The organism is Hydrogenophaga sp. FW305-3-2-15-A-LB1 (assembly GCF_058787875.1).
Genome location: NZ_JBYTAE010000127.1, coordinates 1 through 9826 on the forward strand (window position 1 = coordinate 1; position 9826 = coordinate 9826).

Consider the following 9826-nt stretch of genomic DNA (forward strand, 5'->3'; position numbering starts at 1 on the left):
GCCGCGCAGGCCTTGCCCACCCCCACCTCGCTGCGCGGTGCCGCGCAAGCCGCGGCCGCCCGCGGCGAGCCTCTGGTGGTGATGACCACGCTGACCGGCTGCCCCTATTGCGCCATCGTGCGCAACCACTACCTGCTGCCCATGCGGCGCGAGGGCAAGGTCCACGCGGTGCAGATCGACGTGATGGACCGCACCGGCAACCTGCAGGGTTTTGATGGGCAACTGAGCACGCCGGCCGAGCTGGCCCGGGCGTGGAAGGCCCGCTTCACGCCGACGGTGCTGTTCTTCGGCCCGGACGGGCGGGAACTCGCCGAGCGCCTGGTCGGCATTGCGGTGCCCGACTTCTACGGTGAGTACCTGGAGGCCCGCCTGGCCGAGGCCAGGCAGAAGCTCAAGTAATTTCGAAAAAGTATCGCAAGGAGGCGCTTACTTCAAGGCGCCAAAGACCTTTTTCAGGATGGCGCTGCCGGTGCCCACCGGGTCCTGGCGGATCTTGCGCTCTTCCTCGCCAATGATGGTGTAGAGCCCGTCGAGCGATTTGCCGGTGACGTAGCGCTGGATGTTGGCGTCTTCCGACTTGACCAGCCCGATGCCCGCGGCCTTGCCAGCCACCTTGTTGTACTGGTTGGCCAGACCCACCTTCTCGGTGGCCTTGGTCACGATGGGCAGGAACTTCTCGCCCAGCGGGCTGCGCGTTTTTTCAGCAAAGAACTGCGTCACGGCGTTGTCGCCCCCGCCCAGGATGTTCTTTGCGTCGGTCACGTTCATGGACTTCACCGCCCCCACCAGCACATCGCGCCCCATCGGCACGGCCGCCTCGGCAGCCCGGTTCATGCTGGTGACGAGTTCGTCGACCCGTTTGCCCTGGCCGGTCATCTTGAGCAGCTTGGACGCATCCTCGAGAAATCCGGGCAAGGGAATCCGAACTTTTGGGTTGCCCAGGAATCCATCCGTCTTGCCCAGCAAGGCCACCGCGGCCAGCGCGCCCTTTTCCAAGGCCACCTTGATGCCCTGGCTGGCGTCGCCTTCGGTGAGATCGCCCAAGGACAAGGCCCTGGCCTGCTGATGGGCGGCGAGGACCAGAAGGCCGATCATCGCGGTGGTGGACTGGGTAAACTGGCGGCGCTGCATGGCGGTTCCTCCGGGAAGCAAGCTGTTCAATGAATGACGTGGGGCAATGTAGCCCCCGGGAAGTGAAAAGACAATGACCGATCTCAGCCCCCGCGGCCAGCACCGCCGGCGCACCCTTCAAGCGGCCGCCGCGCTGGGTGCCCTCGGCGCCCTGGGCTTGGCGGGTTGCGCGGGCCGCGACGCGGCGCCCGAATCCACCTTCGTGCTGCTCGATGGCAGCAAGGCCACCACCGCCGACCTCAAGGGCAAGGTCACGCTGGTGAATTTCTGGGCCACGACCTGCGTCACCTGCGTGAAGGAAATGCCCTCCATCGTCGCCACGTACCAGAAGTACCAGGGACAGGGCTTTGAGACCGTGGCCGTGGCCATGGAGTACGACCCGCCGGCCTGGGTGCTCAACTTCGCGCAGTCGCGCCAGCTGCCCTTCAAGGTCGCGCTGGACAACACCGGCGACATCGCCAAGCAATGGGGCGACGTCAAGCTCACGCCCACCACCTACCTGGTGGACAAACAGGGCCGCATCGTCAAACGCTATGTGGGGGAACCCGATTTTCCCGCGCTGCACAAGCTGATCGAAGAGCTGCTGGCCCAGCAGGCCTGAACCTTCACGCGCGAGCTTCCATGAAAAAAGGCCGGGATCGTTCCCGGCCTTTTTGTTTGGAGGCGATCCGTCTTATTTGCGGAACGCGTCGTGGCAGGCCTTGCAGGTCTGGGCCGTGGCGCCGAACGCGGTCTTCACGCTGTCGAGGTTGCCCGTTTTCGCGGCGGCCGCCAGCTGGGCGGTGGCGCTCTGGAGCTTCTCCGAGTTCTCCTTGAACTTGGCCTGTTCGGTCCAGATCACGGGCAAGGCGCCGGTGTCGCCCTTGTCGGTGCCCGGCACGAAGCCTTCCCACGGCAGCTTGCTCATGGTCTCCACGATCGCGGCGCTCTCGGCGGCCACCTTGGCATCGAAGGGCGCGCGGCCGTTGGCCATCGCACCGATGCGGCTGAAGTGGTTGGCCATCACGGTCAAGGCGCCCTTGCGGTACTTCACCGCGTCTTCGGGCTTCTGGAATTGCGCGAAGGCGGGTGCCGACAGGGTGCCGAAGGCCAGGGCCAAGGCGAGGGGAGCGATTATTTTCATGAAAACTCCTGAGGAGGTTGTGGGGCGTTGCGGCGTGGCTCCGGGAGCCACCCGCTCAGGAGTGTAGGGAATTGGCCAAAGTTCCACTGGAACGTTTTCCGATATACCTTCTCTATTCCTCGATTCCGAATCCAACCCTCCACGATCACCATGCACACCATCCGCGTCTGGGACCTGCCCACCCGTCTGTTCCACTGGCTGCTCGCGGCCTGCGTCATCGGGCTGATCGTCACCGGCAGCATCGGCGGCAACTGGATGAACTGGCACCTTCGCCTGGGCTACGCGGTGTTGACCCTGCTGCTGTTCCGCCTGGTCTGGGGCTTCATCGGCGGCCACTGGTCGCGCTTCACCCGCTTCATCTATGCCCCCTCGTCGCTGGTGGCCTACCTCCGGGGACGGGGCCGGCCCGAGCACTCGGTGGGCCACAGCCCGCTGGGGGCCCTCTCGGTCTTCGCGCTCCTCTTGATCCTCGCCGCCCAAGTGGGCACCGGTCTCATGAGCGACGACGAGATCGCCTTCTTCGGCCCGCTGGTGCGCTTCGTCTCGGGCGAAACGGTGTCGCTGGCGACCGGTTACCACAAGGAAGTCGGCAAGCTCATCGTCTTCGTGCTCGTGGGCCTGCACCTGCTGGCCATCGCCTACTACAAGTGGGTGAAGAAGCAGGGCCTCGTGCGCCCCATGGTGGTGGGCGACAAGCAGGTGCCGGTCCCCGTGCCCAGCACCCGCGACACGGCGGGCACGCGCCTGCTGGCCCTGGTGGTGCTTGGCCTGTGCGCCGCGGCGGTGAGCTGGTTGGTCAGCCTGGGCAACGCCTTCTGAGGCGGCGGTCGGCCCATGGTGTCGTATAGTGGCAGCCACGCCACCCACCGGGCCTCGCGCCCGCCCTCCCCACCGCCATGACCGACACCGGAACCGCCGTGATCTCGCTGAGACCGGCCCAGTTTCCCGACGATCTGCAGACCGTTCGCCAGCTCTTCCTGGAATACCAGGCAGGACTGGGCATCGACCTGTGCTTCCAGGGCTTCGACGCCGAGCTCGCCGAACTGCCCGGCGCTTACGCCCCACCGGCGGGCACGCTGCTGCTGGCCTGCGTGGACAGTGAACCCGCCGGCTGCTGCGCCATGCGCCCGCTCTACAACACCGACCACCTCAACGCCTGCGAGATGAAGCGCCTGTTCGTGCGCCCGGCCTTTCGCGGCTTCGGCCTGGGCCGCCTGCTGGTGGAGCGCGTGCTGTCGGACGGCCAGCTGTCGGGCTACACCACCATGCTGCTCGACACCCTGAGCGACATGGAAACGGCGCGCGCGCTGTACCAGGAGATGGGTTTTGTCGAGGTGGCGCCGTATTACCACAACCCCATTCCGGGTGCGCATTACCTCAAGGTCGATCTCTAGCCGGACAAGCGCCCACAAAAAAGCCGCCAGGTGGCGACACCGGCGGCTTTTTTCTTGGGTGGCGGATCAGGCGCCGGCTTTGGCCTGGGCCAGCAGGGTGTCGGCGTCGCTCACCTCGAACTTGCCGGGGCCTTCGACGTTCAGCGACTGCACCACACCGTTCTTGACCAGCATCGAGTAACGGTTGCTGCGCAGGCCCATGCCGCGGCCGGTCAGGTCCAGGGTCAGGCCCGTGGCCTTGGCGAAATCGGCGCTGCCGTCGGCCAGCATGCGCACCTTGTCACCCGTCTTCTGATCGCGCGCCCAGGCGCCCATCACGAACGCGTCGTTCACGCTCAGGCACCAGATCTCGTCCACGCCCGCGGCCTTGAAGTCGGCGGCGTGCTGGACAAAGCCCGGCACGTGCTTGGCGGAACAGGTCGGCGTGAACGCACCGGGCAGCGCGAACACGGCGATCGTCTTGCCCGCCGACGCCTTCTGCACGTCCACCGGGTTCGGGCCGATGCTGCAGCCATTGCCTTCGACTTCGCTGTATTCCATCAGCGTGGCCGCCGGAATCTTGTCACCCACTTTGATCATGTCGTGCTCCTCGTTGTGTGGCCCGCAGGCCGTGGCTGGAAGGCCCGTTCATGCCGGGCCGGAAAAAGAAAAAGCGACCGGATTGTCGGTCGCTTTTTCGATCTGCGCTGCAAGCAACGCAATGGGGCTCAGACCAGCGCGGCCTTTTGCACCAGGCGCGTGGCGACCCAGTTCTTGGTCTTGGACAGCGGGCGGCTCTCGGTGATCTCGATCACGTCGCCCATCTTGTACTCGCTCTTTTCGTCGTGAGCGTGGTACTTGCTGGACTTCGCCACGATCTTGTCGTAGAGCTCGTGCTTCACACGGCGCTCCACCAACACCGTCACGGTCTTGGAACGCTTGTCGCTGACCACCTTGCCAACCAAGGTGCGCTTGAGGGATGTTTTAGCTTCCGTCATGGTCACTCCTTATTTGGCCGCGGCGGCGGCGCGCTGCTTCTCGGCCAGGATGGTCTTGGCGCGAGCGATCGCACGGCGGGTGTCACCCAGCGTGGCGTTGTTGTTGAGTTGTTGCGTGGCTTTTTGCATGCGCAGACCGAAATGGGCCTTTTGCAGTGCCTTCACTTCGGCTTCGAGGCCGGCCACATCCTTTTGGCGCAGTTCAGCAGTTTTCATCTTGTGTTCTCCTGAATCACTGACCCAACATGCGCGTCACGAACGTGGTGCGCAACGGAAGCTTGGCGGCCGCCAGCGTGAATGCCTCGCGGGCCAGCTGTTCGGGCACACCCACGATTTCGTAGAGCACCTTGCCAGGCTGGATCTCGGCCACGTAGTACTCCACCGAACCCTTGCCGTTGCCCATACGGACTTCGGCAGGCTTCTGGGAGATCGGCTTGTCCGGGAACACGCGGATCCAGATGCGGCCGCCACGCTTCACGTGACGGGAGATCGCACGGCGTGCGGCCTCGATCTGGCGAGCCGTCAGACGACCGCGATCGGTCGACTTCAGGCCGAAGTCGCCAAACGCGACGGTGGCGCCACTGGTGGCGACGCCGGTATTGCGGCCTTTTTGTTCTTTACGGAACTTGCGGCGAGCAGGTTGCAACATGTTTATTCTCCTTTGCCGTCCGCAGCTGCAGATGCGGGCGCGGCGTCTTTGCGAACGCGCTTAACGGCGGGTTTGGTTTCGGTGCCGGTGGCTTCGGCAGGCTTGTCGCTGCCATCGGCCGGAGCGGCATTGGCGCCAGGGCGGCGAACTGCGGCGCGGGCAGGAGGACCTGCCGGACGCTCGCGGCGCGGACCACGCGGACGACGCTCTTCTTCCACACGCGGCTCGGCCACCACGGGCGCATCGTTGCGGCCCAGGGTGTCGCCCTTGTAGACCCAGACCTTGACACCGATGATGCCGTAGGTGGTCTTGGCTTCGGACGTGCCGTAGTCGATGTCGGCGCGCAGGGTGTGAAGCGGCACGCGACCTTCGCGGTACCACTCGCAACGAGCGATTTCAATGCCGTTGAGACGGCCCGACGACATGATCTTGATGCCCTGTGCGCCCAGGCGCATGGCGTTCTGCATCGCGCGCTTCATGGCGCGGCGGAACATGATGCGCTTCTCGAGCTGCTGCGTGATGCTGTCGGCGATCAGCTTGGCATCGATTTCGGGCTTGCGCACTTCTTCGATGTTGACCGCAACCGGCACGCCCAGCTTGGCGGCCAGTTCCTTCTTCAGCTTCTCGATGTCCTCGCCCTTCTTGCCGATCACCACGCCCGGACGCGCCGAGTAGATGGTGATGCGGGCGTTCTTGGCGGGGCGCTCGATCACGACGCGCGAAACGGCGGCGTTCTTCAGCTTGCCCTTGAGGTACTCGCGCACCTTGATGTCTTCGGCCAGCATGCCGGCGAAGTCACGGTTGCTCGCGTACCAGCGGCTGGCCCAGTTGCGGGAAACTGCGAGGCGGAACCCGGTGGGGTTGATTTTCTGTCCCATATTCCTGTGACCTCTTCAGTTGCCAACCGTCACGTAGATGTGACACGTGGGTTTGCTGATGCGGTTGCCGCGGCCTTTGGCGCGGGCCGAGAAGCGCTTGAGCGTGGTGCCTTGCTCGACGTAGATGGTCTTGACCTTCAGTTCGTCGATGTCGGCGCCGTCGTTGTGTTCCGCGTTGGCGATGGCGGACTCAAGAGCCTTCTTGACGATGCCAGCGGCCTTCTTCTGCGTGAACGCCAGGATGTTGAGGGCCTGGTCGACCTTCTTGCCACGAATCAGGTCGGCAACCAGTCGGCCTTTGTCGACCGAGAGGCGAACGCCTCGAACGATAGAACGGGTTTCCATGGTTAGTCCTTACTTCTTCGCTTTTTTGTCGGCCGGGTGGCCCTTGAACGTGCGCGTCAGCGAAAACTCGCCGAGCTTGTGTCCCACCATCTGATCGGTGATGTACACGGGCACGTGCTGCTTGCCGTTGTGCACGGCGATGGTCAGGCCGATGAAATCGGGCAGGATCATCGAGCGGCGCGACCAGGTCTTGACGGGCTTTTTGTCCTTGGTGGCTTGGGCTTTTTCAACCTTGGCCAACAGGTGATGGTCGACAAACGGACCTTTTTTGAGTGAGCGAGTCATGTTGTCAACCCTTTACTTCTTGCGACGCGAGACGATCATCGACTGCGTGCGGCGGTTGTTGCGGGTGCGATAGCCCTTGGTCAGGTTGCCCCACGGATCCACCGGAGCGCGGCCTTCGCCGGTCTTGCCTTCACCACCACCGTGCGGGTGGTCGATCGGGTTCATCGCGGTACCGCGAACGGTCGGGCGGATGCCCATGTGACGCTTCACACCGGCCTTGCCCAACTGGCGCAGGCTGTGTTCCTGGTTGGACACTTCGCCGATGGTGGCGCGGCAATCCACGTGGACCTTGCGCACTTCACCCGAGCGCATGCGCACCTGGGCGTAGATGCCTTCGCGGGCCAGCAGCACAGCCGAGGCGCCGGCGGAACGGGCGATTTGCGCGCCCTTGCCGACCTGCAGCTCGATGCAGTGGATGGTCGAACCGACCGGGATGTTGCGGATCGGCAGGGTGTTGCCCACGCGGATCGGCGACTCCGAGCCGGACAGCAAGGTTGCGCCCACTTCAACGCCACGCGGGGCGATGATGTAGCGGCGCTCGCCGTCGGCGTAGCACAGCAGCGCGATGTGCGCCGTGCGGTTCGGGTCGTACTCGATGCGCTCGACCTTGGCCGGGATGCCGTCCTTGTTGCGACGGAAATCGACCACACGGTAGTGGTGCTTGTGACCACCGCCCTTGTGGCGGGTGGTGATGTGACCGTTGTTGTTGCGGCCGGCCTTCTGGAATTGGGGCTCCAGCAGGGGCGCAAAACCCGCACCCTTGTGCAGTTGGTCACGCGTGACCTTCACCATGCCGCGACGGCCTGGCGAAGTCGGTTTCATCTTGATGACTGCCATGATTAAACGCCCTCTCCGCCGAAGTTCAGCTCTTGACCGGGCATCAGCGTCACATAGGCCTTGCGAACGTGGTCGCGACGACCGACGGTCTTGCCAAAGCGCTTGGACTTGCCCTTCTGGTTGAGCACGGAAACGCCCTTGACCTGGACCTTGAACATCAGTTCAACGGCCGCCTTGATCTCGGGCTTGGAGGCATCACGCAACACCTTGAACATCACGGCGTTGGTTTGCTCGGCAACCTGGGTGGCCTTCTCGGACACGATCGGTGCCACGAGGACCTGCATCAGGCGACCTTCGTCGTATTTCGTGACGCTCATGCGAACATCTCCTTGAGCTGGTCGATCGCCGCCTTGGTGACGATGACCTTCTTGTAATGCACCAGCGACAGCGGATCGGCGTAACGCGGCTCGACCACCAGCACGTTGGGCAGGTTGCGCGAAGCCAGGTACAGGTTCTCGTCGACTTCCTCGGCGATCACCAGCACCGATTGCAGGTTCATGGCTTTGAATTTGTCGGCCAGCTGCTTGGTCTTGGGCGAGTCCACTTTCAGGGAATCGACCACGGCCAGACGGCCTTCACGCACGAGCTGCGAGAAGATGGACGCCATGCCGGCGCGGTACATCTTCTTGTTGAGCTTCTGGGTGAAGTTTTCGTCAGGGCTGTTCGGGAAAATGCGACCGCCCCCGCGCCACAGCGGCGAAGACGTCATACCGGCGCGTGCGCGGCCGGTGCCCTTCTGCTTGAACGGCTTCTTGGTCGAGTGCTTGACCATCTGGCGGTCTTTTTGTGCACGCGTACCTTGACGGGCGTTCGCCTGATAAGCCACCACGAGCTGGTGGATCAGGGCTTCGTTGTAGTCGCGACCAAACACGGTCTCGGGCACGTCCACGTTGGACGAGGCTTGACCCTGGTCGTTCAGGAGTTCAACTTGCATCAGTTTGCTCCCTTGCCGGATTTGGCCTTGATGGCGGGACGCACGGTCACGAAACCGCCGTTGGAGCCGGGAACGGCGCCGCGGATCATGAGCAGTTGACGGGTTTCGTCCACGCGCACGATGTCGAGGTTCTGGATGGTCTTGGTCACATCGCCCATGTGCCCGGTCATCTTCTTGCCGGGGAACACGCGACCCGGATCCTGGGCCATGGAGATGGAGCCCGGCACGTTGTGCGAACGGCTGTTGCCGTGCGAGGCGCGCTGCGAGCTGAAGTTGTGGCGCTTGATGGTGCCGGCGAAGCCTTTACCGATCGAGGTGCCTTGCACGTCCACCTTCTGACCCGCCGCGAAGATCGCATTGGGGGCCACCACGGCACCGGGCTGGTACTGGGCAGCGACGTCGGAGGCGACGCGGAATTCCTGGATAATTTCACCCGCTTCGACACCGGCCTTGGCCAGGTGGCCCGCTTCGGGCTTGGTCACGCGGGAGGCACGGCGGGCACCAAAGGTGACCTGCAGCGCGTCGTAGCCGTCATGGGCCAGGGTTTTGACCTGCGTCACACGGTTGTTCGACACATCGACCACCGTGACAGGCACTGCGTCCCCGTCATCGGTGAACAGACGCATCATGCCCACCTTGCGACCCAACAACCCGAGGGAGTTGCTAAGACTCATTGTTTTCTCCGTTCCCGACTTCAATTGGCCGGGGCTGATGGTGCGGAACCGAGGCTCCGCGCTAAGGGCCGATGATTCAGGATCAAACGGCACCACGAAATCTCCGACCAGAAGCCGGAAAGCCCGCCAGTATAACCGGCGGGCTTTTTCTCTGCAAGCACCGCCGGGCGACTGGCCCGACGGTGCTCAAGCGAGAAACTTACTGCAGCTTGATTTCGACGTCCACACCAGCCGGCAGGTCGAGCTTCATCAGGGCGTCGACCGTCTTGTCGGTCGGGTCCACGATGTCCATCAGACGCTGGTGGGTGCGGATTTCGAGCTGATCGCGGCTGGTCTTGTTGACGTGCGGCGAGCGCAGGATGTCGAAGCGCTTCATGCGGGTCGGCAGGGGCACGGGGCCCTTGACGATCGCGCCGGTGCGCTTGGCGGTGTCAACGATCTCGGCGGCCGAGCTGTCGATCAGCTTGTAGTCGAAAGCCTTGAGGCGGATGCGGATTTTTTGCTTGGTGGACATACCCGCTCCTTACGCGATGATTTTGGCGACGACGCCGGCGCCGACGGTGCGGCCGCCTTCGCGGATGGCAAAGCGCAGGCCTTCT

General features: G+C 63.9%; 19 protein-coding genes. 4 read left to right on the forward strand and 15 right to left on the reverse strand.

The window, feature by feature from the left end; all coding sequences use genetic code 11:
* Positions 1 to 399 (forward strand): thioredoxin fold domain-containing protein (locus AC3WPZ_RS26355; protein ID WP_492442331.1); only part of this gene is annotated, 399 nt, incomplete at its 5' end.
* A 27-nt stretch (positions 400 to 426) separates the two neighbouring features.
* Here the strand turns inward: AC3WPZ_RS26355 and AC3WPZ_RS26360 are convergent.
* Positions 427 to 1131, reverse strand: coding sequence for a DUF4197 domain-containing protein (locus AC3WPZ_RS26360; protein ID WP_382163146.1), 705 nt, complete (start codon positions 1129 to 1131; stop codon positions 427 to 429).
* Between the two features lie 73 nt (positions 1132 to 1204).
* On the opposite strand from AC3WPZ_RS26360, the gene AC3WPZ_RS26365 reads away from it, so the two are divergent.
* The gene (locus AC3WPZ_RS26365) at positions 1205 to 1732 is read left to right on the forward strand and encodes a TlpA family protein disulfide reductase (RefSeq protein WP_382163147.1); all 528 of its coding nucleotides are present in this window, start codon (positions 1205 to 1207) and stop codon (positions 1730 to 1732) included.
* 72 nt (positions 1733 to 1804) lie between these two features.
* On the opposite strand, the gene AC3WPZ_RS26370 is transcribed toward AC3WPZ_RS26365, so the two are convergent.
* Positions 1805 to 2254 (reverse strand): c-type cytochrome, encoded by a 450-nt coding sequence (locus tag AC3WPZ_RS26370; protein WP_382163149.1) that lies wholly within the window; start codon positions 2252 to 2254, stop codon positions 1805 to 1807.
* 150 nt (positions 2255 to 2404) lie between these two features.
* Here AC3WPZ_RS26370 and AC3WPZ_RS26375 point away from each other — a divergent pair, with 150 nt between their 5' ends.
* Positions 2405 to 3073 carry a cytochrome b/b6 domain-containing protein gene (locus AC3WPZ_RS26375; protein ID WP_382322841.1) on the forward strand — a complete coding sequence of 223 codons (669 nt, stop codon included), beginning with the start codon at positions 2405 to 2407 and terminating at the stop codon, positions 3071 to 3073.
* A 77-nt stretch (positions 3074 to 3150) separates the two neighbouring features.
* The gene (locus AC3WPZ_RS26380; RefSeq protein ID WP_492442334.1) at positions 3151 to 3648 is read left to right on the forward strand and encodes a GNAT family N-acetyltransferase; all 498 of its coding nucleotides are present in this window, start codon (positions 3151 to 3153) and stop codon (positions 3646 to 3648) included.
* A gap of 66 nt (positions 3649 to 3714) precedes the next feature.
* Here the strand turns inward: AC3WPZ_RS26380 and AC3WPZ_RS26385 are convergent, their stop codons facing one another.
* The 13 genes from AC3WPZ_RS26385 to AC3WPZ_RS26445 all read right to left on the reverse strand — a co-directional run.
* Complete coding sequence (locus AC3WPZ_RS26385; protein WP_382322840.1) at positions 3715 to 4227, reverse strand: peroxiredoxin; 513 nt, start codon at positions 4225 to 4227, stop codon at positions 3715 to 3717.
* A 128-nt stretch (positions 4228 to 4355) separates the two neighbouring features.
* A complete protein-coding gene (gene rpsQ, locus AC3WPZ_RS26390; protein WP_291114550.1) occupies positions 4356 to 4625 on the reverse strand; it encodes a 30S ribosomal protein S17 in 270 nt (89 codons plus the stop codon).
* Positions 4626 to 4634: 9 nt separating this feature from the next.
* Positions 4635 to 4841, reverse strand: coding sequence for a 50S ribosomal protein L29 (rpmC, locus tag AC3WPZ_RS26395; protein WP_291114553.1), 207 nt, complete (start codon positions 4839 to 4841; stop codon positions 4635 to 4637).
* A gap of 16 nt (positions 4842 to 4857) precedes the next feature.
* Positions 4858 to 5274 carry a 50S ribosomal protein L16 gene (rplP, locus tag AC3WPZ_RS26400; RefSeq protein WP_066089098.1) on the reverse strand — a complete coding sequence of 139 codons (417 nt, stop codon included), beginning with the start codon at positions 5272 to 5274 and terminating at the stop codon, positions 4858 to 4860.
* Between the two features lie 2 nt (positions 5275 to 5276).
* Complete coding sequence (gene rpsC, locus AC3WPZ_RS26405; protein WP_291114559.1) at positions 5277 to 6152, reverse strand: 30S ribosomal protein S3; 876 nt, start codon at positions 6150 to 6152, stop codon at positions 5277 to 5279.
* Positions 6153 to 6167: 15 nt separating this feature from the next.
* Entirely contained in the window at positions 6168 to 6497 is a 330-nt protein-coding gene (gene rplV, locus AC3WPZ_RS26410) for a 50S ribosomal protein L22 (protein ID WP_137918325.1), read from the reverse strand.
* Positions 6498 to 6506: 9 nt separating this feature from the next.
* Entirely contained in the window at positions 6507 to 6782 is a 276-nt protein-coding gene (gene rpsS, locus AC3WPZ_RS26415) for a 30S ribosomal protein S19 (RefSeq protein WP_204735724.1), read from the reverse strand.
* 12 nt (positions 6783 to 6794) lie between these two features.
* Positions 6795 to 7619 (reverse strand): 50S ribosomal protein L2, encoded by an 825-nt coding sequence (rplB, locus tag AC3WPZ_RS26420; protein WP_291114567.1) that lies wholly within the window; start codon positions 7617 to 7619, stop codon positions 6795 to 6797.
* Between the two features lie 2 nt (positions 7620 to 7621).
* The gene (rplW, locus tag AC3WPZ_RS26425; RefSeq protein ID WP_068174618.1) at positions 7622 to 7936 is read right to left on the reverse strand and encodes a 50S ribosomal protein L23; all 315 of its coding nucleotides are present in this window, start codon (positions 7934 to 7936) and stop codon (positions 7622 to 7624) included.
* Entirely contained in the window at positions 7933 to 8553 is a 621-nt protein-coding gene (gene rplD / locus AC3WPZ_RS26430; RefSeq protein WP_291114572.1) for a 50S ribosomal protein L4, read from the reverse strand. The genes rplW and rplD overlap by 4 nt, the downstream gene beginning before the upstream one ends.
* On the reverse strand, positions 8553 to 9227 hold the full coding sequence (rplC, locus tag AC3WPZ_RS26435; protein ID WP_137918338.1) for a 50S ribosomal protein L3: 675 nt from the start codon (positions 9225 to 9227) through the stop codon (positions 8553 to 8555). The genes rplD and rplC overlap by 1 nt, the downstream gene beginning before the upstream one ends.
* 199 nt (positions 9228 to 9426) lie before the next feature.
* Positions 9427 to 9741, reverse strand: a complete 315-nt coding sequence (rpsJ, locus tag AC3WPZ_RS26440) for a 30S ribosomal protein S10 (RefSeq protein WP_056266806.1) — start codon at positions 9739 to 9741, stop codon at positions 9427 to 9429.
* A 9-nt stretch (positions 9742 to 9750) separates the two neighbouring features.
* A partial coding sequence (locus AC3WPZ_RS26445) for an EF-Tu C-terminal domain-related protein (RefSeq protein WP_198556962.1) occupies positions 9751 to 9826 on the reverse strand: 76 nt, incomplete at its 5' end.

Bases quoted from the DNA above. Each gene is read 5' to 3' on its own strand.
- AC3WPZ_RS26360 (WP_382163146.1), bottom strand. From the start codon at position 1,131: ATGCAGCGCCGCCAGTTTACCCAGTCCACCACCGCGATGATCGGCCTT.
- AC3WPZ_RS26365 (WP_382163147.1), top strand. From the start codon at position 1,205: ATGACCGATCTCAGCCCCCGCGGCCAGCACCGCCGGCGCACCCTTCAA.
- AC3WPZ_RS26370 (WP_382163149.1), bottom strand. From the start codon at position 2,254: ATGAAAATAATCGCTCCCCTCGCCTTGGCCCTGGCCTTCGGCACCCTG.
- AC3WPZ_RS26375 (WP_382322841.1), top strand. From the start codon at position 2,405: ATGCACACCATCCGCGTCTGGGACCTGCCCACCCGTCTGTTCCACTGG.
- AC3WPZ_RS26380 (WP_492442334.1), top strand. From the start codon at position 3,151: ATGACCGACACCGGAACCGCCGTGATCTCGCTGAGACCGGCCCAGTTT.
- AC3WPZ_RS26385 (WP_382322840.1), bottom strand. From the start codon at position 4,227: ATGATCAAAGTGGGTGACAAGATTCCGGCGGCCACGCTGATGGAATAC.
- rpsQ (WP_291114550.1), bottom strand. From the start codon at position 4,625: ATGACGGAAGCTAAAACATCCCTCAAGCGCACCTTGGTTGGCAAGGTG.
- rpmC (WP_291114553.1), bottom strand. From the start codon at position 4,841: ATGAAAACTGCTGAACTGCGCCAAAAGGATGTGGCCGGCCTCGAAGCC.
- rplP (WP_066089098.1), bottom strand. From the start codon at position 5,274: ATGTTGCAACCTGCTCGCCGCAAGTTCCGTAAAGAACAAAAAGGCCGC.
- rpsC (WP_291114559.1), bottom strand. From the start codon at position 6,152: ATGGGACAGAAAATCAACCCCACCGGGTTCCGCCTCGCAGTTTCCCGC.
- rplV (WP_137918325.1), bottom strand. From the start codon at position 6,497: ATGGAAACCCGTTCTATCGTTCGAGGCGTTCGCCTCTCGGTCGACAAA.
- rpsS (WP_204735724.1), bottom strand. From the start codon at position 6,782: ATGACTCGCTCACTCAAAAAAGGTCCGTTTGTCGACCATCACCTGTTG.
- rplB (WP_291114567.1), bottom strand. From the start codon at position 7,619: ATGGCAGTCATCAAGATGAAACCGACTTCGCCAGGCCGTCGCGGCATG.
- rplW (WP_068174618.1), bottom strand. From the start codon at position 7,936: ATGAGCGTCACGAAATACGACGAAGGTCGCCTGATGCAGGTCCTCGTG.
- rplD (WP_291114572.1), bottom strand. From the start codon at position 8,553: ATGCAAGTTGAACTCCTGAACGACCAGGGTCAAGCCTCGTCCAACGTG.
- rplC (WP_137918338.1), bottom strand. From the start codon at position 9,227: ATGAGTCTTAGCAACTCCCTCGGGTTGTTGGGTCGCAAGGTGGGCATG.
- rpsJ (WP_056266806.1), bottom strand. From the start codon at position 9,741: ATGTCCACCAAGCAAAAAATCCGCATCCGCCTCAAGGCTTTCGACTAC.